The organism is Lysobacter sp. F6437 (assembly GCF_052547215.1).
This window is the reverse complement of record NZ_JBQWRB010000001.1, coordinates 719,826-741,760: the sequence shown is the minus strand read 5'-3', so window position 1 is coordinate 741,760 and position 21,935 is coordinate 719,826. Positions and strand designations below refer to the sequence as shown.

24 protein-coding genes are annotated in these 21,935 nt (G+C 67.9%); 12 read left to right on the top strand and 12 right to left on the bottom strand.

Going from position 1 to position 21,935, the window contains the following annotated elements; all coding sequences use genetic code 11:
* The first annotated feature begins 93 nt into the window (after positions 1 to 93).
* The 4 genes from ACT9F5_RS03400 to ACT9F5_RS03385 all read left to right on the top strand — a co-directional run bounded on the left by ACT9F5_RS03400 (position 94) and on the right by ACT9F5_RS03385 (position 2,992).
* Positions 94 to 705: an N-acetylmuramoyl-L-alanine amidase gene (locus ACT9F5_RS03400; protein ID WP_445118521.1), complete on the top strand. Its 612-nt coding sequence runs from the start codon at positions 94 to 96 to the stop codon at positions 703 to 705.
* A gap of 14 nt (positions 706 to 719) precedes the next feature.
* A complete protein-coding gene (locus ACT9F5_RS03395) occupies positions 720 to 1,127 on the top strand; it encodes a hypothetical protein (protein WP_445118520.1) in 408 nt (135 codons plus the stop codon).
* A 74-nt stretch (positions 1,128 to 1,201) separates the two neighbouring features.
* A complete protein-coding gene (locus tag ACT9F5_RS03390; protein WP_445118519.1) occupies positions 1,202 to 1,756 on the top strand; it encodes a DUF3228 family protein in 555 nt (184 codons plus the stop codon).
* A gap of 81 nt (positions 1,757 to 1,837) precedes the next feature.
* On the top strand, positions 1,838 to 2,992 hold the full coding sequence (locus ACT9F5_RS03385) for a beta-eliminating lyase-related protein (protein ID WP_445118518.1): 1,155 nt from the start codon (positions 1,838 to 1,840) through the stop codon (positions 2,990 to 2,992).
* A 22-nt stretch (positions 2,993 to 3,014) separates the two neighbouring features.
* On the opposite strand, the gene ACT9F5_RS03380 is transcribed toward ACT9F5_RS03385, so the two are convergent.
* Positions 3,015 to 4,154 (bottom strand): P1 family peptidase, encoded by a 1,140-nt coding sequence (locus tag ACT9F5_RS03380; RefSeq protein WP_445118517.1) that lies wholly within the window; start codon positions 4,152 to 4,154, stop codon positions 3,015 to 3,017.
* Between the two features lie 121 nt (positions 4,155 to 4,275).
* Here ACT9F5_RS03380 and ACT9F5_RS03375 point away from each other — a divergent pair, with 121 nt between their 5' ends.
* Positions 4,276 to 4,872 (top strand): DUF6151 family protein, encoded by a 597-nt coding sequence (locus ACT9F5_RS03375; protein WP_445118516.1) that lies wholly within the window; start codon positions 4,276 to 4,278, stop codon positions 4,870 to 4,872.
* A 61-nt stretch (positions 4,873 to 4,933) separates the two neighbouring features.
* Here ACT9F5_RS03375 and ACT9F5_RS03370 read toward each other — a convergent pair whose 3' ends face one another.
* From ACT9F5_RS03370 to ACT9F5_RS03355, 4 genes are all read right to left on the bottom strand, one after another.
* Positions 4,934 to 6,841: a M56 family metallopeptidase gene (locus tag ACT9F5_RS03370; RefSeq protein ID WP_445118515.1), complete on the bottom strand. Its 1,908-nt coding sequence runs from the start codon at positions 6,839 to 6,841 to the stop codon at positions 4,934 to 4,936.
* The gene (locus tag ACT9F5_RS03365; protein WP_445118514.1) at positions 6,834 to 7,220 is read right to left on the bottom strand and encodes a BlaI/MecI/CopY family transcriptional regulator; all 387 of its coding nucleotides are present in this window, start codon (positions 7,218 to 7,220) and stop codon (positions 6,834 to 6,836) included. The genes ACT9F5_RS03370 and ACT9F5_RS03365 overlap by 8 nt, the downstream gene beginning before the upstream one ends.
* Before the next feature lie 188 nt (positions 7,221 to 7,408).
* Positions 7,409 to 8,509: an FAD-dependent oxidoreductase gene (locus tag ACT9F5_RS03360; protein ID WP_445118513.1), complete on the bottom strand. Its 1,101-nt coding sequence runs from the start codon at positions 8,507 to 8,509 to the stop codon at positions 7,409 to 7,411.
* A 104-nt stretch (positions 8,510 to 8,613) separates the two neighbouring features.
* Positions 8,614 to 9,825 (bottom strand): serine hydrolase, encoded by a 1,212-nt coding sequence (locus ACT9F5_RS03355; protein ID WP_445118512.1) that lies wholly within the window; start codon positions 9,823 to 9,825, stop codon positions 8,614 to 8,616.
* 175 nt (positions 9,826 to 10,000) lie between these two features.
* Between ACT9F5_RS03355 and ACT9F5_RS03350 the strand changes: the two genes are divergently transcribed.
* Entirely contained in the window at positions 10,001 to 10,450 is a 450-nt protein-coding gene (locus ACT9F5_RS03350; RefSeq protein ID WP_445118511.1) for an SRPBCC domain-containing protein, read from the top strand.
* Between the two features lie 28 nt (positions 10,451 to 10,478).
* Here the strand turns inward: ACT9F5_RS03350 and ACT9F5_RS03345 are convergent, their stop codons facing one another.
* From ACT9F5_RS03345 to ACT9F5_RS03335, 3 genes are all read right to left on the bottom strand, one after another.
* Complete coding sequence (locus tag ACT9F5_RS03345) at positions 10,479 to 11,993, bottom strand: serine hydrolase (protein WP_445118510.1); 1,515 nt, start codon at positions 11,991 to 11,993, stop codon at positions 10,479 to 10,481.
* A gap of 83 nt (positions 11,994 to 12,076) precedes the next feature.
* Positions 12,077 to 13,174: a DUF5694 domain-containing protein gene (locus ACT9F5_RS03340; RefSeq protein ID WP_445118509.1), complete on the bottom strand. Its 1,098-nt coding sequence runs from the start codon at positions 13,172 to 13,174 to the stop codon at positions 12,077 to 12,079.
* Between the two features lie 13 nt (positions 13,175 to 13,187).
* A complete protein-coding gene (locus ACT9F5_RS03335) occupies positions 13,188 to 13,727 on the bottom strand; it encodes a hypothetical protein (protein ID WP_445118508.1) in 540 nt (179 codons plus the stop codon).
* Between the two features lie 211 nt (positions 13,728 to 13,938).
* On the opposite strand from ACT9F5_RS03335, the gene yedA reads away from it, so the two are divergent.
* The 3 genes from yedA to ACT9F5_RS03320 are packed head-to-tail and all read left to right on the top strand — an operon-like array spanning position 13,939 to position 16,049.
* Complete coding sequence (gene yedA / locus ACT9F5_RS03330) at positions 13,939 to 14,859, top strand: drug/metabolite exporter YedA (RefSeq protein WP_445118507.1); 921 nt, start codon at positions 13,939 to 13,941, stop codon at positions 14,857 to 14,859.
* Complete coding sequence (locus ACT9F5_RS03325; RefSeq protein WP_445118506.1) at positions 14,856 to 15,101, top strand: DUF72 domain-containing protein; 246 nt, start codon at positions 14,856 to 14,858, stop codon at positions 15,099 to 15,101. The genes yedA and ACT9F5_RS03325 overlap by 4 nt, the downstream gene beginning before the upstream one ends.
* Before the next feature lie 33 nt (positions 15,102 to 15,134).
* Complete coding sequence (locus tag ACT9F5_RS03320) at positions 15,135 to 16,049, top strand: M14 family zinc carboxypeptidase (RefSeq protein ID WP_445118505.1); 915 nt, start codon at positions 15,135 to 15,137, stop codon at positions 16,047 to 16,049.
* 18 nt (positions 16,050 to 16,067) lie between these two features.
* Here the strand turns inward: ACT9F5_RS03320 and ACT9F5_RS03315 are convergent, their stop codons facing one another.
* Positions 16,068 to 16,268, bottom strand: a complete 201-nt coding sequence (locus tag ACT9F5_RS03315; protein ID WP_445099468.1) for a helix-turn-helix domain-containing protein — start codon at positions 16,266 to 16,268, stop codon at positions 16,068 to 16,070.
* 4 nt (positions 16,269 to 16,272) lie between these two features.
* Entirely contained in the window at positions 16,273 to 16,701 is a 429-nt protein-coding gene (locus tag ACT9F5_RS03310; RefSeq protein WP_445118504.1) for a hypothetical protein, read from the bottom strand.
* A gap of 188 nt (positions 16,702 to 16,889) precedes the next feature.
* Here ACT9F5_RS03310 and ACT9F5_RS03305 point away from each other — a divergent pair, with 188 nt between their 5' ends.
* Entirely contained in the window at positions 16,890 to 17,858 is a 969-nt protein-coding gene (locus tag ACT9F5_RS03305; protein WP_445118503.1) for a glutaminase, read from the top strand.
* Between the two features lie 14 nt (positions 17,859 to 17,872).
* Positions 17,873 to 18,967, top strand: coding sequence for a DUF1615 family protein (locus ACT9F5_RS03300; protein WP_445118502.1), 1,095 nt, complete (start codon positions 17,873 to 17,875; stop codon positions 18,965 to 18,967).
* A gap of 21 nt (positions 18,968 to 18,988) precedes the next feature.
* Here the strand turns inward: ACT9F5_RS03300 and ACT9F5_RS03295 are convergent, their stop codons facing one another.
* Together ACT9F5_RS03295 and ACT9F5_RS03290 are read right to left on the bottom strand one after the other, a co-directional pair.
* The gene (locus ACT9F5_RS03295) at positions 18,989 to 20,011 is read right to left on the bottom strand and encodes an alpha/beta hydrolase (protein ID WP_445118501.1); all 1,023 of its coding nucleotides are present in this window, start codon (positions 20,009 to 20,011) and stop codon (positions 18,989 to 18,991) included.
* Positions 20,012 to 20,121: 110 nt separating this feature from the next.
* The gene (locus ACT9F5_RS03290) at positions 20,122 to 21,141 is read right to left on the bottom strand and encodes a WYL domain-containing protein (protein WP_445118500.1); all 1,020 of its coding nucleotides are present in this window, start codon (positions 21,139 to 21,141) and stop codon (positions 20,122 to 20,124) included.
* Positions 21,142 to 21,253: 112 nt separating this feature from the next.
* Here ACT9F5_RS03290 and ACT9F5_RS03285 point away from each other — a divergent pair, with 112 nt between their 5' ends.
* A complete protein-coding gene (locus ACT9F5_RS03285) occupies positions 21,254 to 21,880 on the top strand; it encodes a glutathione S-transferase N-terminal domain-containing protein (protein ID WP_445118499.1) in 627 nt (208 codons plus the stop codon).
* Positions 21,881 to 21,935 lie beyond the last annotated feature (55 nt).

Sequence of the window (21,935 nt, the reverse complement as noted above, 5' to 3'; positions counted from 1 at the left end):
GCGATCGTTGTCGCCAATGGGTGACACCACTGTCCTGATCGGCTAGCGTGCAGGGCCTGCAGGAGCAGGGCCAAACACATCAAGGAGGATGGAATGTTGCGTATCGATCAGGACGGCATGGTGCTCGACCCACGCGTGCGGTTGCGCCGCTTTGGCACGCTGGAGCGCGGGGCGATGGAGGTGGTTAACGGGATCATCGTGCACCAGACCGGTGGCACTACCGCGCAGTCGACGTTCAACAGCTATCAGAAGAGCCTCTTCGGCGCGCATTTCCTTGTCGACAAGGACGGCACCGTCCATCAGACGGCTTCGCTCTACAAGCGCACCAATCACGTCGGCCTGTTGCGGTCGCGCTGCCTTGCAAGGCATGCCTGCGAACCTGCGGAGCTGAAGATGCTGCGGACAGCTGCGCCGCGCACCGAGAACCGCATCGAACAGCGCAAGTCCTTTCCGGATCGTTTTCCGGCCAATCGCGACAGCATCGGCATCGAACTGGTTGGCGAGTACAAGCCTAATCCGGACTTCGGCAATGTGCGTGGCGCAGACGAGTTCGTGTATGTGCCGGTGACCGTGGGACAGAATTCCGCGCTGCGCTGGTTGGTGTCCGAGCTGCGCACGACGTTGAAGATCGCTGCCGAAGAGGTCTACCGCCACCCGGCGGTATCGTTCAAGACCTCCAGTGAAGCGGTGAATGCGTCGTGGTGAGGTTGGCGATTGTCGTGGCGTTGGTGCTGGGCGGCTGCACGCCAGCCGGGTTGATCGAGGATGAGGTCGCGACCTCGGACGTACCTCGGCGGGACCTTCCGGCGATCCAACGGCTCACCATCACCGAAAACGGTGTGGGGTCGCCCAATGACGCCAATCCACCGCGCGGCTGTTCGGGCTTCATGCTCGATGAGGGACACGTACGTCGGTTCATGGATGGGGCCGGCGAGGTGGGACAGCGCGACTACATGCACAACCTGGACTGGTCGCCCTGCCATGCACGCGGCCGGCTCGAGTTTGCCGACGGGCGCAGCGGTGTCTGGACGGTCCGGCAATTCCGGACCGGATCGATCATGTTCGACGACGGCGGCGAGGTATTCCTGTTCTGTCCGTCGTGTACGTGGGAGCCGTTTGCCTGGTAGCGGCGGTCCGGTGAGTCGGCGCAACGCACCATCCACGCGGGATAATGCGGAGCTTCCCGCCCCGAGTCCCGCGCATGTCCATCGTCCTCACCGACTTCGCCCGTACCCGCCTGTTCCGCGAGCAGCGCCGCAACACGATTCAGGACTGCACGCCCGACCAGTTCGAGCGGCATCTCGGCGAGGTGCCACCGCTGGAGGTACTCGATGGTTATGCGCCGTTCTGCAAGCTGCACGTGCATCGCAACTGGACCTCGACGCGCTGCCTGGCGGTGCCGGTCACCGATGACAACCGGCACCTGCTGCGGTCCGATTACGAGGCGCGCACCCGCGACGAGCTGCCAGTGCTGGTGCGCTGGTTCGAGGGCCTGGAGCCGCCGGTCGCCGACTACCTGGTCGTCATCCTCTACAGCCGCGAGCAACTGGCGAAGGAAGGCACGGAGATCACCGCCGACTGGGGCGTGGTCGGCTGCATGTACACCGCCGAGCCCGAGGAAATCCCGATGGCGCCGATCACGATGTTGCGCAACGCGCTCGGCGTGGCAGAGGGCGGCTCCGGCGTGCCATTGGACCGCGATGCCTACAGCCGCAGCGTGGAGTTCTGGCGGACGCATGCCAACTGGCGGGGGTAGGCTGCTGGCGGCAAAAATGGCCGGCGCGACGTATCCAATATCTCTGCATAATCGATACGGACACGCTTCCGGAGGATCGCCATGGATCGCCGCACCTTCCTGCAGGGCTCGCTTGGGGCCACTGTCGCCGCGGTGACATCTCGCGCTGCCGCGCAGTCCGACGCATTGCCATCACCCGCGTCGCCGCCCGTTCCGTCTACCGGCACACGCGAGGTCTGGCTCAACCGCGACACCGCGCCAACCGACGCCGCCGCGATGGCGAATCATCTGGCCACGCTGACGAAAGGACACGGCGACGACGCGCTCGACCGCTACCTGGTGGAGGGCGAGGTTGGCGCGCTGGAACGCGCGTTCGCCGAACTGCTCGGCAAGGAGGACTGCACGTTCCTCGCCACCGGGACGCTGGCCAACAACGTTGCGGTGCGGGTGTTGTGCGGGGAGCACAAGCGCGCGCTGGTGCAGCGTGAGAGCCATCTCTACCGCGACGAGGTCGATGCGGCGCAGCGACTGTCGGGGATCAACCTGTTGCCATTGGCGCCGGACCGCGCGGTTCCGACGCTGGAGGAAGTGGGGGCGGCGATCGGGGCTTCGGAGAACGGCCCGTATCCGATGAAGATCGGCGCGATCTCGCTGGAATCGCCAGTGCGGCGTGCCAACGGCGAGATGGTGCCACTGGCGCGGGTGCGCGGAATCGCGGAACTGGCCCGTGCGCACGGCACGCGCCTGCACCTGGATGGCGCGCGGCTGCTGTTGGCGCCGCCGTCGTTCGACCTCGACGCGTACGTGGCCGAGTTCGATACCGTCTATGTGTCGCTCTACAAGTACCTCGGCGCGCCGTTTGGCGCGGTGCTTGCGGGCTCGAAGACCGATATTGCCGAGGCCCGCGAACTGCGCCGGCTGTACGGAGGCAGCCTATGGCAGGGCTGGATGCCGGCGATGCTGGCGCGCGACACGTTGCCCGGCTTCCGCGACACCATCATCAAAGCGCACGAACACGCCGCGCAGCTCATCGCCGCACTGGTCGCCAGCGGCCGGGTGCGCGACCGCACCTCGCCGGACGCGTCCAACATCCATTTGCTGGAAATGCCGGAGGCGCTGGCGAACGCCGCCCATGAGCGCGGCCGCAATGCCGGCGTGCGGATGCGGCGATGGCAGCAGGGCGTCGTGCCGCTGTTCGTCAACACCACCATCCTGCAACGGCCGGTGGAGGAGTACGTCGCGCTGTTCCAAGGTTGAACGCGAAGAGGCGGGACGCGCCTCAACGCGAAACCGGATACCCGCGCTGCTCCATGATCCGCAGCACCTCGTCGACCGGCAGCGCGCCGACCTCGTGCCCGTCGCGGCCCACCATCGCCTTGGCATGGAACAGCGAATTGAGGATGGCTTCCTCGGTCGCTTCGATGGCGGCCATGAACAACGGTGACATAGCATCGTTGCGCAGGATGGCGACCTCGCGAATCGGGGTGCCGGACTCGTACGGCACGCGCACCGATTCGTTGGCCGAGAACGCGATCACGTAGTCGCCGCTGCCATTGGAGGCGATGCCGCCGGTCCGGGCCAGGCCCAGCATGGCGCGCTTCGCGAGCCGCTCCAGGTTGCGCGCATCCAGCGGCGCGTCGGTGGCGACCACGATCATGCAGGAGCCGTCGGGCGAATCGTTGAGTTCGTCGCTCAGGTAGTACTTGCCAAGCGCCTTGCCGATCGGCACGCCGTCGACGCTCAGCACGCCGCCGAAATTGGTCTGGGCCAGCACCCCGACGGTGTGGCCGCCGAGGTTTACGGGGAGCTTTCGCGACGAGGTGCCGATGCCACCCTTGAATCCGAATGCGACCGTCCCCGTGCCGGCGCCGACATTGCCCTGCGCGACCGGGCCACCGGTCGCCGACGCGACAGCCTCCAGCACGTCGCGCTTTGTGACGTGGCGTCCGCGGATGTCGTTGAGGTAGCCGTCGTTGGTTTCCCCGACCACCGGGTTGACCGAGCGCACGTCGTCGTTGTCGGCGAATGAGAAGGTGTAATCGATCAGTGCATCCGCAGCGACCGGCACGCCGAGTGTGTTGGTCAGGATGATCGGCGTCTCGAGGGTGCCGAGCTCCTCGACCTGCGTCGTCCCGGCGAGCTTGCCGAATCCGTTGCCGACATACACCGCCGCCGGGACCTTGTCCTGGAAGATGTTGCCGCCGTGCGGCAGCACCGCAGTGACGCCGGTGCGGATGTCGTCGCCGCGCACCAGTGTCTTGTGGCCGACCTCGACGCCCGGCACGTCGGTGATCGCATTCCATTGACCGGGCTGCAGCACGCCGATGGTGATGCCGTGGTCGCGCAGGATCTTCTGCTGGGCGCTTGCGGGCGCCCAAGCGGTCAGCAGCAAGGCAGCGACAAGCAGGCGAAAACACATGGTTGATTCCCTCGAGGCGTGAGTCCGGCAACGATAGCCGAGTCGCGGCGCTGTCGCGTGGCAGCTTGTGGCCCGCGGCCTCCGGGTCGAGAATCGGGTGACTTTCCCGCGGAGGCTCTGCATGGCCATCCCGTTCCGTTGTCGTTGCGGCAAGCTCCAGGGCGAGGTCGAGCCCGCTGCCGCCTATCTTCGCGCCGTCTGCCATTGCCGCGATTGCCAGGCATTCGCCCGTGCCTTGGGACGCGGGCAGGACGTGCTCGATCCGAAAGGCGGCACCGACATCGTCGCCCTGCGCCCCTCCGGAGTGCGCTTCACCACGGGCCACGATCAGGTGGCCTGCCTGTCGCTGAGTCCCAAGGGTTTGCTGCGCTGGCATTCGGCCTGCTGCCAGACGCCGTTCGCCAACACGCCGCGGAACCCGAAGTTGCCGTATGTCGGGGTGCTGGCCAGTTGCATGGCGGCGGAGCCCGGCACGCTGGACGCCGCATTCGGGCCGCGGCGCATCGCGTTGGGTACCGACTCCGCGCTGGGCGAAGTTGCCGCCACGCCGGTGCGCACGACGCTGGGCGTCGTGCGGGTCATGTGGGGCGTGCTGTGGGCCAAGCTGAGCGGACGCCAACGCGCGAACCCGTTCTTCGACACGGCGACCTCGCAACCGATCGTCGAGCCACGGGTGCTGACACGCCAGGAGCGTGCCGAGGCCGAATCCGTCCAGTAGCTAAGCCGGTTGAAGAACGTTTGCGCGACCTCGTCCGGCTGCGCCCCCGGCGCGGGATCGATTACTGCTGCAGCGGGGCTGGCCGGGCCTGCCCGTTGCGGTAGGCCTGGTCGATGAGCCGGCGTACTTCGCCGTCCGCGGCCGTCGCTTCGCGTTCCATGTGCGTGCCCAGTGCCTCCATTTCCTTGCCGATGCCCTTCATCGGTTCGCTCGCAGCTTCCATCTCGCGGCCCAGGGCGTGCATCGGCGCCGTCCGGGCCTCCATGCGGGCGCTGAGCGCCTGGAGCGTGGTGCTGTGTTGCCGCATCTCGCGCTGCAGGGCGTCCCGCTCGCGCTCGAGTTGATCGCCTTGCTGTTCCATGCGCGCGCGGTCGGCGTCGTTGGCTTCGCGCATGCGCATGGCGAGCGCCACCTGCCGTTCGGCCAGCGGCGCCATTCTTTCGCCCAGGGCCTCCATCCGTACGATTGCAGCGCGGCCCTCGGGCGATTCGAAGGCGTTGTCGACGCTGAGCGCCGCCATGCGCTCGCCCAGTGCCTGCATCCGTCTTGAATGCGGCTCCATCCGTGCTTCCAGCGCCTGCATCCGCTCGCCCAGTTCGTCGGTCCGGGCCCAGGCGGCGCGGGCACGGGCGATGGTCCCGGCATCGCGTACCACCCAGGCCTTGCCATCGCGGCGGAACCAGAGGAAGTCGCCGTCCACGGCGCGACGCGCGGCGTCGATCCCGTCCCGGTCGTCCATGTCGCCGGACATCGTGTAGCCATCGCGGCCTTCGAGCACCAGTGCGTAGCCGGGACGGTCGTTGTCGTCGGCCGGCGTTGCGGTCGCGACGCGCGCGCGCGGGGCCGCGGCGGAATCGGCTGCGGGCAACACCTGCACGCCGGGCCTTGCCTTGGGCGCGGGCAGGGCGTGGATGGTGGCCGGTGGCGCGGTCGTGGCCTGCGCAGGGTCGACAGGCGATGGCGCGAGGTGTGCATGCGCGTAGAACGCGGCGCCGGCCACGGCGAGCCCGATCAACGGCAGCATCGCGATACCGGCAACGGCGCGGCGTTGGGGACGGATGAGTTGCTGGATGCGGGACATGAGGTGACCTCCGTGTGCGGCCGGCGCGTAGTGGGGATGCGGGGTGGGCGATCGCGCACCGGCGTGGCGATCGAGTTCCGACAGGGCCAGTGCGAGCCGCCGGGGTTCGCCGAGGACAGCGACCGCAAGGTCGTCGGCGACGAGTTCGCGTTCGACCCGGATGCGGCGCGACAGCAGCCACACCACCGGGTGGTAGAACAGCAGCGCCTCGGCCGCCCCCTGCAACAGGTTGACCAGGTAGTCGTGGCGGCGGATGTGCGCCAGTTCGTGGGCAATCAGCGCTTCGACCAGGTCCGCGGGCAAGCGCGCGGCGACCGCCACCGGCAGCAGCACCACCGGTCGCCACCAACCGGCGGCCAGCGGGCTGTCGCCCTCGTCGACCAGGCGCAACGCGACCTTGCGGACGATGCCGAGCCGCGGTGCCGCGCGATCGACGCACGACTGCCAACGTCCATCCAGGTCGACTTGCGCCTCGTGGCACAGGCGGCGCACCCACAGCCAACCACAGGCCATGCGCAGCCCCAGCGTGGCGACGCCGGCGGCCCACAAGGCGACGAGCCAGGGCAGGGCGTCCATTGATGGCGCGGGCAACATTCCCAACGCGTTGCCGGAATCGACAGGCGTGGCGGAGACGCCGCCTGTGGCCAGAGCGAGGGACGTGGCTGGTGCCGCGTCCGCCGCCGACAACGCCTGCAGCAGGCTCCATGCCGGCAACGACACGCAGGCCAGCAGGGCGAGGCAGGCCACGGCGTAGCGGGCTTGCGGGCGCGCGTTGCGCAACAGGGCCAGCGCCAGCCACGCCAGCAGGCCGACCAGTGTGCCCTGCCAGAGGAAATGCAGCAGGGCGAACCCGAGCGCGGGCACCAGCAACGCCAGGATCTCATTCATCGCGGGTCTCCTCGAGGAAGCGCTGGATCTCTTCGCGCTCGGCATCGCTCACGCGGTCGCCGCGCAGCGCGGCCAGCACCAGGTCCTTGCCGGAGCCGGCGAAAGCCTTGTGGATCAGTTCGTCGAGTAGCCGCTTCTGCAACGAACCCTGTGGCTGCGCGGCGGCGTAGACATGCGAGCGCCGGCTTTCGTCGCGCCTGAGCAGGCCCTTGCCGTGCATGACCTGCATCAACCGCAGCACGCTGGCATGGGCCAGGTCGGGGCGTTCGCGCTGCTGCGCTTCGTGGACCTGCCGGACCGATGACGGCCCCAGTTGCCACAGTGTGCGCAGCAGGCCGAGTTCGGCGGGGGTGGGCTTGGGTGTCTGCGGCTTTGCCATGGATGCGTGCGAGCAATGACGACGGGGCCACGCTACGCCGCCTAGACCGAATTGTCTAGATCTTTTTGTCTATATCGACGGGCTTGCTGTCGGCTTGGTTGTTCCGCAAGGGGGCGCGGCAGCGGGCAGTGGTGGGCCGGACCGGCTGATGGGGCCCGTGCGAGGTGCACGGTCCCCCGGGCTTCGCATCAACAGCTGCGTTTGTGGAAGTACACCTGTTCGGCCGCCCAGCGCAGCGGCGGCGAGTGGAGCAGCAGGTCGAACGGCCAGTCGAACTGCAGGCGGTCGTAGGCCCAGCGCAGGGCGCGCTTGGCACGGAAGCGCGGGGCGGACTCGATGGCGACCTGTTCCGGCGCGCGGTCGCCGTCGCGCAGGTGCGCGGCGATGGCGCGGCCCACAGTCCAGCCGTGTTCCCATGCGGAATGGATGCCACCGGCGGTCACCGGCGAGACGATGCCGGCAGCGTCGCCGACGAGGATGGCACGGTCGCGGGCCATGTCGAATACCGGCCCGCTGCACGGGATCAGCCCGGCGCGGGTGGATCCCGGCTTGAGGTGGCGCGGCAATCCGCCCGCCACGCCGACGCGCAACAGGAAGCCGTCGATGTCCGGCACGCGCGCATTGGCAGGATCGTGGCGCAACGCGAGCCCGGCCTGCACCCCGGTCGGGCTCTGTGCGATCCAGCCGATATAGCCCGGCGCGTAGCGCTTGCTGATGAAACAATGCAGCGCGCCGGGGTGGGCGAGGGTGGCCCCGGGAAACTCGTACTCGATGCCGTAGAGGAACTGCCGTACCTCACCCAGGCCACAGTGCCGGGCGACCCGCGAACGTGCACCATCGGCACCGACCAGGTAGCGCGTGGCGCCCACGCCGTCCACCTGCCAGCCGGCTTCGGTACGCACGGCCGCGGTGAAGGCGTTGCCGAGCCGCAGGTCCACGCCGTTGGCGCGCATCTGCCCGGCGAGCCAGCGCATGACCGCGGGCGTGTCGGTGGTGAGGAAGTAGTAGCCCGGGGCGCCGAGGGCGACCTGCTCGAGGCTCGGCGCGTACAGGCGCACTTCTTCGATGCGTCGCGTCATGGCCGCGGGAAGCTGGTTGAGCAGGGTGTGCTCAGCGGCTTCCTTGACGATGATCCCGGTGGTGCGCAGTTTCCCGCCGGGATCGTGCTTGCGCTCCAGCACGCACACGCGCAAACCACGTTGCGCCGCGGCGATGGCGCAGGCTGCGCCGGCAAAGCTGGCACCCACGATGACGATGTCGAAGGTGGGGGAGGGCGTCTCGTCGTGCATGGCGTTCCGGATCGGTGGGATGCGGGGAACCATGCGGCCGGGACATGAGGCTGCGAAGGCGGGAATGTGAAGCGACGTTGAAGTCGCCGGGCATGTCCTATCGCTTAGCGCGCCAACACTTCCTCGACTGCGCTGAATGCCGAACGCCCGCCGAGCCGCTCGCCAGGCATGCCGGTGGCGAACCACACCACGCCGGTGCCGCCCGCGCGGTCGACCCACAGGCCGGCCTGCAGCCCATAGGCCGACCCGGAGTGGCCGACCCGCTCCACGCCATCGCCGAAGGGATCGTCGCGGCAACCGTCCACCGGGGTGGCCAGTGTCTGCACCGCCATGCCGTAGCGGCAGAAGAAGCCGTCCCCGAGGTCGCCGGTGTCCTGCTCGTAGGTCAGTCCCTGCCCCGGCGCGTACTGCCAGCGCGGAGTGACCAGCTCGCGCACGGACCCGGGTGTCAGCAGGCGCACGCCATCGAGTTGGCCATTGCCGAGCAGCAGCCGGCCGATGCGGGCCAGCCCATTCGCCGAGATCCGCAGTCCACCCTGCGGAGAGAACAGCGCACCGTTCCCGCCTGCCCGCCATTGCGCGAGGTCACACGTACCGTCTTCGGAGGCAATCACCGGGCAATCGGGCCTGCTGCCGTGCAGGTCGTCCTTGTTGGGCTCGCCGTTGCCGTCATAGATCACCACGGCACGGGCGACGGCGGCGTCGTTGCAACCGGCCCAGTTGAAGCAGCCTTCGATACCGAGTGGCTGCAGCACCAGGCGGTCCATCAACCGGTCGAAGCGTTCACCGGTGGCGCGTTCCATGGCCTGCGCGATCAGCGGGAAGTTGAGGTTGGCGTAACGGAAGTAGTGGCCGGGCGCATGCGCGTCATCCCACGCGCGCGGGTCGTCGAGGATGCCGCCCAGTTTTTCGCCCAGGGGCGTCTGCCAGTAGCCGGCCGCGTCGGTGAGGCTGGAGCGGTGCGACAGCAGCAGGCGCAGGGTGATCGGCGTGTCCGGGAACGCCGGGTTGCGCAGCGGGAAGCCGAGCAGTTCGCCGGCATCGGCATCCAGGTCCAGTTTGCCGGCCTCAACCAGCCGCATTACCCCGATGGCGGTGACCAGCTTGGAGATCGACGCGATCCGCACCGGGTCACCCGCGGTGACCTCGCGCCCGGTTGCCTTGTCCGCCAGCCCATCGGTCCGGACGTCGGTGATGCCATCGCGATCGAAGGCGACGCGTACGGTCGCGACGGGTCCGCCCTCTTGCGCGGGCGCGGCCTGGATTGAAACGGCGACTAGCAGCAACGACGCGAGAAGCGTGAGTGGTCCGGGCATGGCGTGCAGGCTCCGCGGGCGGGTGACGATGGAGGGGCCATCGTCGACCGCCGCACACTACCATCCGCGTCGCGCACTTGATGGATGCAACCGGCCCGCGATCGGCATGTGTCGATTCCCGACGCGCCCGTTCGTCCTGTCAGGTGAGGGCTCCTCCTCGACAACGGGAACCGCCATGAGCGCCGAGAACACCGTCCGCCTCCACCGCGTTCTGAACGCCCCGCCGGAACGCGTCTATCGCGCCTTCATCGATGCCGATGCCCTTGCCAAGTGGCTGCCGCCAAACGGCTTCACCTGCAAGGTCCACCAGCTCGACGCGCGGGTGGGCGGTACCTATCGCATGTCGTTCACCAACTTCTCCACCGGCAACGAGCAGGGCTTCGGCGGTACCTACCAGGAACTCGTGACCGGCGAGCGCATCCGCTACACCGACCGCTTCGACGACCCCAACCTGCCCGGGGAGATGACCACCACCATCACCTTCAAGGCGGTGTCGTGCGGCACCGAGCTGCAGGTGGTGCAGGAAAACCTGCCCGACGTGATCCCGGTCGAGGCGTGCTACCTCGGCTGGCAGGAATCGCTGGTGCTGCTGGGCAAGCTGGTCGAGGCCGAGATCCCGGATTGACGTTGCCCCGCGATGCCGACATCGCGGTCTATTCGACGACCCGATGCAGGTCGGTCCGGAACGGCAGGATGGTCATCTTGTTCGACGTCTTGCGCCAGGCGATGACCTCGCCATCGAGCCGGTCGCCGCGCAATTTCAGGTTCAACGCCAGCGTGTCGAGGGACTCGCGCCGGGTATCGGGGCTGTCGATGTCGCCGCTGACCTCGCCATTGACCAGGCCGTCGATCAGGCCGAGGTCGGAGATCGGCTGTGGACTGCGGTTGCGCAAGGTGAAGGTGCCGGTGCCGCGCGGGGTGATCACCAGCGTTGCGGGAATGCGCTGGCCCTGGGCCTGCACGACACCGCGCCAGGTCCCGGCGTAGGCGGACGCCGGTTGCAGCGGCTGGAGTGGCGACTGGGGCGACCCGGGCATGCCCTGCCAGCCAGGCACCACGGTGCGCAGCAGGCGGTCGCGCAGGGTGTCCAGGAACTGGTGGCTACCGCCGTGGTTGCTCAACACCACGACAGCGGCATCGGCTTCCGGCACCAGCGCGAATTCCGTGACCACGCCCGACTGGCCGCCGGCGTGGGACAGCACCGTGGGTCCGCCGTGCTGCCGCAGCACCTCCCATCCGAGTCCGTAATCGTGTCCGGGCGCAATCTCGGTATGCGGCCGGTGCAGTTCATCCAGTTGCCCGTCGTCGAGGATCGACGCCTGCGCGCCGAGGTCGTCTTCCAGATGCAACATCGCGAAGCGCGCCATGTCGTGGGCACTTGAGAAAACTTCGCCGGAGCCCGGCGTCGCGGTGACGTAGAACGGCATTGGCTCGCCTTCCTTGTTGTAGCGCGTTGCCGTTTCCGCGCGCCGTCCGGAGTCGGTGCCAATGAAGCTGTCATGCATGCCCAGCGGGGCGAACACGTGCTCCTGCAGGTAATCGCCGAACGGCTGTCGCGATGTACGGGCGACGATCTCCCCGAGGATCGCGAACGCCAGGTTCGAGTACTCGTAGCGCTCGCCCGCCGGCGCGACGAGGCGACCGTAGTCGCGGATCAACTCCGCGACGTCCGGCTGCCGGCCGGGGCCGCCCTCGGGGTACATCTCGAAGAACGTCGGCAGTCCCGACGAATGGCTGGCAAGGCGGCGCAGGGTGACGGCCTGCGCGGGGCCGTGCGCATCCATGATCAGGTCGTCGCCCAGGTAATCGTTTGCCGGACGGTCGAGGTCCAGTTTCCCGGCCCGCACCAGCGTCATCACGGCGGTCGTGGTGATCGGCTTGGTGGCGGACGCCAGCGAGAAGGGCGTGCGTGGCGTCGCACGGCGACCGGAGGCGCGGTCGGCCCAGCCGAAGCCCGCCTCGTGGACGATCCGGCCGTCCTTCACCACCGCGATCGCCACGCCGGTCAGCTTGCCTTCGGTGATGCCTGTTGCGATGTCGGCGTGGATCGAGGCGTACGCCGGGTCACGGGTGGATGGGATGGCCGCCTTGCCCGTGCCGGTCGCGACGAGTGCGAGCACGAGGGAGGCGACCAGGGCGATCGGTGGCAGGCGTGGTTGGCGGATCACGGGCAATGCTTCCTCCAGCCGACAGGGTCACGACCCGGTGTGATGATCGGCCGTGGCGAAAGGTTGAAACCGGATGCCATCGCTCAGTCGATCTGCCGGGCGGGCGAAGCTCCCAGTACTTCCCCGGCATCGACGATATCCACCCCCTGCATCTGCCCCAGCAGGCTGTCGAACCACGGCTTGTGCGAGGCGCCGACGATCGACAGCACGCGGGCACCCGGGTGGTCACGGAACGCGGCGCGGATGTTGGCCACCATGCGCAGGTTGCGGGTTTCCCAGCCGGCGACGTAGCGCTGGCCGTAATGCCGTGGCGAGGGGTCGCGCATCGCCGCGCCGTGGTCGCCGTCGGCCTGGATGGCGCGGATGTCGGGGCGGTTGATGTAGCGGTACAACTCCAGCATGTCGCCGCGGCCGGTGAGTTCCTTTTCACGCGCGCGCAGCGGCTGCTTCTGCGCAGCGGCGGAATCCCAGGCCTGCCGGATCGCCTTGGCAAAAGCCGGTAGCTCCGCGTCGGACACATCGATGCCGTCGCCGGTGTGGTCGTCGATCGGGAACAGGCGTTGCAACCCGAGCCGCGCGGCCAGGCGCGCCGCGATCCGGTATTCCTCGTTGGAGTCCGTCACCAGCTGGTCGAGCAGCGCCACCAGCGCATCGTCCAGCCCATCGCCGGCGTGGCGCTCGACGTGCTCCAGTTGCAGCCATTGGGTCAACGCGGAGGCGTTGTCGTCGGCCGCCATGAACAGCGCGGCGAGGTGTCGCCGCTGCGCCGGGGTGGGCTGCGCCGGCCATTCCGCGAGGGTCCGGTGGACTTCGGCAATGGCGGACGGTACGTCCAGGCCGGTGGCGGCTTCGGCCGCTTCGGGCTTGCTGCAGAAGCGCGAGAGCGATTCCGGGTCGTAGATCGTGGGATGGCGCGCCATCAGGTCGCAGCCTTCGCCCGAAATCGTCTCGATCGTGATGATGTCCGGCTTGAAGGCGGCCAGGCGGTCGATTACCGGCTCCAGCGTTGCCGGGTCGAATCCGTCGGGAATCTCCGACAGGTGCACGGTGCCCAGCACCAACACCTGCGCCCGGGGGCCGGCCATCCGGTCGTCCAGCGTGGTCAGGTCGACCTGCGCCTGTGCAATTCCCGTGATGGCCAGGCCAAGTGACAGCGCCACGGTGGTGAGTGTCTTTCGCATTTTCGGGGTGCTCCTAGATATTGAGGTCGTAGGCGCGGCCGGCGGCACAATCGTCGACGTCCTGCTCGCTGATGTCGGCGTAGGGCTGCAGTTGCGCCACCGAGCGCACCATCCGGTCCTGCTGCCGGCGCACGTCGTCGAGCAGTCCGCAGAACTCCGGCGTGTGGGCGATTTCCCCGGCCTGGTTTTCGATGTGCCGTTCGGCCTGGTCGCCCAACCCGGTCATGACGCCGAGCAGGGCGGTGACCATCGCGCGATTGGTCAGCGATCTGGTGTCGTCGAGGGTCAGGTCGATGAGGTCGAGCACGGCATCGCGATAACCGGCCGTGTCGGCACGCTGGGCATCGGTCAGCGACAGGGCCTCCTCGCCGATGGTCACCGCACCCGACGGGGCGATGCTGGCGACGGGACGACCCTTTGCGTCCAGTTCCAGCGGCTCGGCGTGGAGGACAGTGCGTTCGGCTTCGATTTCCTTGCTCGCGATTCCGGCGCAGCCCGTCACGAGGGCGGCGGCGAGGGCGGCAAGGGTGATGGCGCGAGTGGCGGGGTTCATGTCAGGCATTGGTGCTCCGAAGTTCAGTGCCGGCGAGGGACGACCGGACGGCGCTAGGTGTAGTAGATACCTATAACAGTAATGCGCCGTGCCTCGAGCCTCAACCCTGACTATCGGCACGGCTGTCCCCGGGATGGTTTGGCCCACGTGTCGTACTCGCTCCCCCTTTGCTGCTCGCGGATAATGCGGAGTCCACGCACGGCCATCCCCCATGCCCGATATTTCCCATTCCGCCGTCACGTCGTTGCCGGTCTCATGGGCCGAACGCCTCGGTCCACGCGTGCTGATCCCGCTGTCGCTGCTCACGCTCTACCTGGTCTGGGGGTCGACTTACCTCGGTATCCGCATCGCACTGGAGAGCTACCCGCCGTTCCTGCTGGCCGGGGTGCGGTTCATCGCCGCCGGTGTCGCGCTGTACGCCTTCCTGCGCTGGCGTGGGCACACGCCGCCGACGCGGTTGCAATGGCGCAACGCAGCGATCACCGGCGTGCTGCTGCTCGGCTTCGGCAACGGCCTGGTGTGTTTTGCCGAGGAGCGGGTGAGTTCGGGTATTGCGGCGGTCGCGGTGTCGAGCATGCCGCTGTTCGCCGCGACGTTCGGCGGCCTGTACGGGCATTGGCCGACGCGTCGGGAGGGAATCGGCCTGCTGGTCGGTTTCGTCGGTGTGGTCGTGCTCAACCTGGGCAGTGGCCTTTCGGGCGAGGTCATCGGCGCGATCGCGCTGCTGACCGCGGCGGCCTGCTGGGCGTTCGGTTCGGTGTGGAGTCGTCGCCAGGACATGCCATCGGGACCGATGAACACCGCCGCGCAGATGCTGTGCGCCAGTGTCGCGCTGCTGGGCGTGGGCTTCGCGACCGGTGAAACGCTGCCGTCCGAACCGACCACGCGCGCGACGCTGGCACTGGCCTACCTCGCGGCGTTCGGCTCCATCGTCGCCTTCAGCGCTTACCTTTACGTGCTCAAGCATGCCCGGCCCGCGGTCGCCACCAGCTATGCGTACGTCAACCCGCCGGTGGCGGTGTTGTTGGGTGTATTGATGCTGGGCGAGACCGTCGGCCCGTTCGATCTTGCCGGGATGGCGATCATCCTCGGCGGCGTGGCGGTGATCACTTTGGCCGGGAAGAAGCGGTGACGCCGGGGGCGCCCGCCGTGTCGCGGACGCCGCTCGCCCGGAATCGCCCCCATCAACTACGGACATTCGAACGCTGGGCTGCGAGCGTGCCAGCGACGTTCCGGTTCTCGGCCAAGTTGCCCAGGGCGATCACCCACGAGGCGTTTCCGGCCATGCGCGTGTGCTCCTGTGGGGTAGCCGGAGCATGGAGGGCGCTGTGTAAAGGTTGGGTGTGTACAGGACCGCCGTCGAACAGCAACTAGAATCAGCAACTGGAACCAAATGAAGAGAGCGCCATGATGACCCTTTCCTCCTATCCGATTGGCACGCCCGGCACTCCTTGGGGCGTTATGGAAAAAGCCACTTGGCTCTCCCGCCAGAACCGCAAGCGCAGCTACGAGGCCGACGTGGTCAACGTCATCGACCGCCTGCGCGGGCGTTTCGACGTGTCGCAGTACGGCCAGCTGGATTACGCCGGCGAGGAATATCCGCTTTACGCCATCAGGAGCCGAGACTGGCGCGATGACCTGCCGGTGATGCTGGTCACCGGTGGCGTGCACGGTTACGAAACCAGTGGCGCCCATGGCGCGCTGCAGTTCGTGGACCAGCATGCCGCCGATTACGCCGGTCGCGCCAACCTGCTGGTCGCGCCATGCGTGAGCCCGTGGGGCTATGAGCGCATCCACCGCTGGAACCCGCAGGCGATCGACCCGAACCGCTCGTTCCACGCCGACAGCCCGGCGCAGGAATCGGCCGCGTTGATGGCGCTGGTTGCGCCGCTCAAGGACCGCGTGCTGATGCACATCGACCTGCACGAGACCACCGACAGCGATGAGTCCGAGTTCCGCCCGGCGCTGGCCGCGCGCGACGGCAAGTCATCCGAACCGGGCGAGATCCCCGATGGCTTCTACCTGGTCGACGACAGCGAGAACCCGCAGCCGGAATTCCAGCAGGCGATCATCGAGGCGGTGGCCAGGGTCACCCACATCGCCCCGGCCGACGCCAACGGCGAGATCATCGGCTCGAAAGTGGTGGCCCCGGGCGTCATCGAGTACCCGCTCAAGAAGCTGCACCTGTGCGCCGGCATCACCAATGCGCGCTACACCAGCACCACCGAGGTCTATCCGGACAGCCCGCGCGCCACGCCGCAGCAGTGCAATGACGCGCAGGTGGCAGCGGTGCGCGCGGCGATCGATTTCGCGCTGGCCTGAGCCGTCATCGGCCGGCCGTCAGGCCGGCTTCCAGTGGAACACCTCGTCGACCCGCTTGCCGAACACGTGGGCGATGCGGAAGGCGTGGTCCAGCGACGGGGCATAGCGGCCCTGTTCGATCGCGGCGATGGTCTGGCGGGTCAGCCCGACGCGCTCGCCGAGCTCGGCCTGGGTCATCTCCTGGGCGAGGAAACGCAGCAGCCGCACGTCGTTGGTCATTGGGTCAGTGGGCAAAACGCGGCCCCCGGCGGTAGGCGCGCACGATCATCACGTTGCACATCGTCTCGGTCAGCACGATCGAGAACAGCGCGGCGTTGGTGATCGCCCACCCGACTGTATAGAACGGCATCAACACGCCCACCAGGATCATCGCCGTCAGCATGACGAAGTAGGCGACCCGGGTCGCGCGGGCTTCGATGGCGCGGTCGCGATCGTCCGCGAACACCCCTTCGCCGCGCTCGGCATGGCGGAACACCAGCCAGCCGCCGAGGTAGACCAGCGCATGTACCGTGCCGACCACGGCCAGGCAGATGATGCGGTCCATGAATGTCGTCAACAGCTGGGGGAATGCGATCTGGATTGCGAAATAGACCAGGTAGGGCGGGCATACGCTGCAGATGTTCAACCAGGCGCGCTTTTCGAGGGGTGACATGGTCAGATCCAGTGGTTGGTTGTGGCGTACATCATGTTAATCATATCTAACATGATGTCAACAAGTATTTGCAAGAAGATGCCGGGCGTGCGCCTCGCGCTACGCCGGCCACCCAGGTTCGACCCGTAGCGCTGTCAATCACGGTTCCAACTGATAGCGTGGACCGCCTTCTCCCACCGATCTGCCACATGCGCGAACGCCTCCAGAACAAACCCGTTCAAAACCAGTTCGACATCAGCGGACTCGACCTGCCCGCCATCCTCGCCACCATCGAGCAGGAAGTCCGCGCGCGTTTCGGCGAGGGCGAGGTGGCCGACTACATCGACGCGCTGGCCAAGGTGCCGCTGGACCGTTTCGGCATGGCGCTGGTCTTGCGCGACGGCACCATCCACGAGATCGGCGATTCCCGCGATCCGTTCTCGATCCAGAGCATCTCCAAGGTCCACACCCTGACGATGGCGCTGGACGCGGTCGGCGAGGCGCTGTGGGAGCGGGTCGACCGCGAACCCTCCGGCGACCCGTTCAACTCGTTGCTCCAGCTCGAATACGAGAAGGGCATCCCGCGCAATCCCTTCATGAATGCCGGCGCGCTGGTGGTCGCCGACGTGATCCTCTCCAATTACGCCAAGCCTGAGGAGGCGTTGCTGGAATTCATGCGTGCCCGCTCCGGCAGCGCCGATGTCGGCGGCGACGATGTGGTGGCCAAGTCCGAACGCGAGAGCGGCTTCCGCAACATTGCCACGGCCAACTTCATCCGCAGCTACGGCAACATCGTCAACGACGTCGACGCCGTGCTCGATTTCTACTTCCTGCAGTGCTCGCTGGGCATGAACTGCGTGGACCTGGCGCGCAGCGTGCAGTTCCTCTCGCACAGCGGCTTCTGCGACGTCTCGGGCAAGCGCGTGGTCAGCTGGGAGCTGGCGACGCGGATCAACTCGCTGATGATGACCGCCGGCACCTACGACGCCGCCGGCGACTTCGCGTTCTATGTCGGCCTGCCGGCCAAGAGCGGCGTCGGCGGCGGCATCGTCGCAGTGGTGCCGCACGTCATGAGCCTGTGCGTCTGGTACCCCGGGCTGGACGAAAAGGGCAACTCCATGCTCGGGCGTTATGCGCTGCACCGGTTTGCGCAGCTGACAGGGTTGTCGGTGTTTTGAGTGCCATGCCTGCGATGTCGACCCGAGCCGGCCTGCGTTGGGCCGCTTCCGTATTGCTGCTACTGGTGCTGGCCGGCTGCGCCACCGCGCCGCGGCCCTCGGGTCCGGCGCCCGGGGCGGTGCGTGGCGATATCGCCCGCCGGATACCCGCCACGGTGGAGGACCGTGGCGGCTGGGCGGCGGATATCGAGGCCGCGTTGGCGGCGCAGGATATCGAGCCGTTCGAGGAGAATATCTGCGCGGTGCTGGCGGTTATCGCGCAGGAATCCGGCTACAAGGCCGACCCGCCGGTCGCGAACCTCCCGACGATCGCGCGAGCCGAGATCGAGCGGCGTGCGGCGGAGGTGCACGTGCCGAAGTTCATGGTCGGCGCCGCGCTGAAGCTGCGTTCGACCGACGGCCGCAGTTACGAGGAGCGGTTACGCATGGTGCGTACCGAGCGCGAACTGAGCGGTCTGTATGAGGATCTGGTCGGTCGCGTGCCGCTGGGTGACCGGTTGTTCGGCAACTACAACCCGGTGCAGACCGGCGGCCCGATGCAGGTGTCGATCCCGTTCGCCGAGGCGCAGGCCGGCGACTACCCCTACCGGTTTGACGGCAGCATCCGCGACGAGGTGTTCACCCGCCGCGGCGGCCTGTACTTCGGCATCGCCCACTTGCTGGGCTACGCCACGCCGTACACGCGCAAGGTGCATCGCTTCGCCGACTTCAATGCCGGCTGGTACGCCAGTCGCAATGCTGCTTTCCAGAACGCGGTGGCGTTGGCCACTGGGCGCACGCTGGCGCTGGACGGCGACCTGCTGGCGCCCGGTGCGCCGCTGGAGCGGCCCGGCGAGACCGAACGTGCGGTGCGTGAACTCGCGGGCGACCTGGGCATGGACGTGGCCGCCATCCGCCGCGAGCTGGAGCGGGGTGATCGGCTGGACTTCAACGACAGCCCATTGTTCCAGCGGGTGTTCGCACTCGCCGAGTCGCGTTCGGGCAAGCCATTGCCACGCGCGATGATCCCCGGCATCACCCTGGAGAGTCCCAAGATCACCCGCGAGTTGACCACCGCCTGGTTCGCGACCCGGGTCGACGACCGCTACCGGCGCTGCATGGCGTACTGAAACGACGGCCCGCGGAATGCGTCAACGGCTGGCGGGTACCTCGCCACCCAGGGTGTCGCGGAAGAACTGCAGGGCGTCAGCGTTGACCTGGCGATGCACTTGCGCGCGGTCAACGCCCGGTGGATCGCGACAGATGTCACCGGCCGCCTCGGCCAGTTCGACCGAGCACGGGGCAAGAAAGACCCAGTGATCGGCCTCCGGGATGGTCCGGGTTGCCGCCAGCGTCGGGATCAATGGGGCGATGCGTGCGGCGTTTTCCTGCGGTAGCAGCACCCGGTCGTGTCCGCCGTAGTACAGGAACACTGGAACATCGATCGGCGCCAGGCCTTCGGCATCGAAGACGATGGACTGTGGTGCCATGACGAACGCCGCGCGCACCCGGTCGTCCCCCGTGTCGCCCCAGCGGCCAAAGTCCTGCTGCAGTTCGTCCAGCACACCGGGCGCTTCGCCGCCGAGTTGCCGCAACAGTCCGCAGACCTCGCGATCTTCAGGCTGTCGTTCGCAGTAACCGGTGAAACGCCCGAACCGCGGCATTGCGCCTGCGAGCAGCAGGCTGGTATAGCCGCCGGCCGAGAAACCCGCGGCGCCAATGCGTTCGGCATCGATCAGTGCCTTCCACCGAGGGTCGGCCAGCAGCGCGTCGATCAATGCCGATACCTGCAGCGGGCGGCCCGCCATCACCTCCGGCGTGCCGTTGCCGCTGGCGTCGCGATGGTTGTCGCGTGGGTGTTCCAGCGTCGCAACGAGAAAGCCATGGGCGGCGAGGGAAGTCGCCAGGTCGTGGTGTCCCAGGCTTGAGCCGCCGTGCCCGTGGGACACCACCACCAGCGGGTGTGTCCCGGTCTGCGCCGGAACGCCAAATTTCGCAGCGACCTCATAAGGGCCGACATCCGTGGTCGCCGATGTCGCCGCGGTGGCGGGATAGAACACAAAGCCGGGCATCGGGGTCCCGCCGACGGGATCGGTTGCCTCGACAGCCGCGATGCCGACGCCCGGCGCACCGCTGGCCGTTGCAGCGATGGGCAACAGGAGCAGCAGTGCCAACGAAAAGGCTTGCCGCATTCGGGCGGCCCGGGGGCGTGGACAAGGCAGGATCGGGTTGAATGGCATTTCCGTACTCGCTGATTTTCAGGTCGGGTGTTGCTGGCGCTTCGCTACGCGCTTCCCGATGATAGAGGTGACTGTACTTCCACCAGGGTTGGCTGTTGACATGGCGACCCGATGCCAACGCCGAGCGCCTCCGCCATCCGCGCATGGGCCGCCCGCAGCGTTGCAAGTTCGGCTTCGCCCTCGACGATCTCGAATGGTCGGCCCAGCATGCACAGTGTCGCCAGCAACGCATCCCCCGAGTCGGCGCCGACGTGGAGCAGGGCACTCCCATCGGTTTCCGCGACGATCACGCCGCACCACGCGGGCACCGCTTCGGCCAGTTCGTCGGCACGACCCTGCAGCCGCACGGTGATGCGGTGTTCGTAGGGTGACCAGGAGATCGCGCGGCGGACGTGTTCGAGGAAGTCGAAACCCGCCTCGCGCGGGGCGAACGCATCACCGGTTCCTACCGGCGCCTGGATGCGGTCCGCACGGTAGGTGCGCCAGTCGCTGCGGTCGGTGTCCCAGCCGACCAGGTACCAGCGACGGCCGTAGTTGATCAAGCGACCGGGCTCGACGCTGCGGACGCTCTCGTCACCGGCGTGGTTGCGGTAGTGGAAGTGCAACCGGCGGGTATCGCGGCAGGCGGCGGCAATGGTGGTGAGCACCGCGGCATCGGCCAACACCGTCGGGGTTCCCAGCGACAGGGTAACGCTGTGCAGCGCGGTGGCGCGACGACGCAGCCGTGCCGGCAGCCACTGGTCGAGCTTGGCCAGCAGCTCCTGTGCCGGGGCCTCGATGCCGGCGACCGTGGCGGTGGCGGCACGCAAAGCCACCGCGAGCGTGACCGCCTCGGTGTCGTCGAGCACGAGCGGTGGCAGCGTCGCGCCGCTTCCCAGCGAATATCCACCACCGCGACCCGATGAAGCCTGCACCGGGTAGCCGAGCGTGCGCAGGCGGTCGATATCCCGGCGCAGGGTGCGGGCGTCGATCTCCAGCCGCTCGGCGAGTTCCCCACCGGGCCAGTGGCGACGGGCCTGCAGCAGAGCCGCAAGGCGAAGGAGGCGGGCGGAGGTTGAGAGCACGACGCGATTCCGGGTTGGAAGCGCCGAGACTATCGAGGACAACAGTTGACCGCAAAGGTGGCTAGGCTGGACCCATCGACTTCCAACCTGTCCAACGCAAGGAGCATCACCCATGGCCAACACCCCCGCGCTCACCCTCTACCACCATCCGCACTCGCGCTCCGCCGGCGCCCGCGTGATGCTGGAGGAACTCGGCGTCGACTACCGGATCGAGCTGGTCAACCTGCAGGCTGGCGAGCAGCGCCGCCCGGAGTTCCTCGCACTCAACCCGCTCGGCAAGCTGCCGACGCTGGTCGACGGCGACACCGTGGTGACCGAGCAGGTCGCGGTCTACCTGCACCTGGCCGACCGTTTCCCCGAGGCGGGCCTGGCACCGGCGATCGGTGACCCCGCGCGTGGCGAGTACCTGCGCTGGATGGTCTATTACGCATCGTGTTTCGAACCGGCCGTGGTCGACCGTTCGATGAAGCGCGACGCGGCGGAGCCGATGATTTCACCGTACCGCGATTTCGACAGCATGCTGGCCGCGCTCGAAGCGCAGATCGCCAAGGGCCCGTGGGTGCTCGGCGAGCGTTTCAGCGCCGCCGACGTGCTGTGGGGAGCCGCGCTGAACTGGACCACGCAGTTCGGGCTGGTGCCCAGGAGTGATGTCATCGGGCAGTACATCGAAAGGACGCAGGCGCGCCCGGCGTTCCAGCGCGCGGCCGAAAAGGACGCGGCGTTGCTGGCGACCGCGTAGCCCGGCCCCCGGAGACGATCCGGCCCGCGACGCATCACTGCGCGCGGGCCGGGTC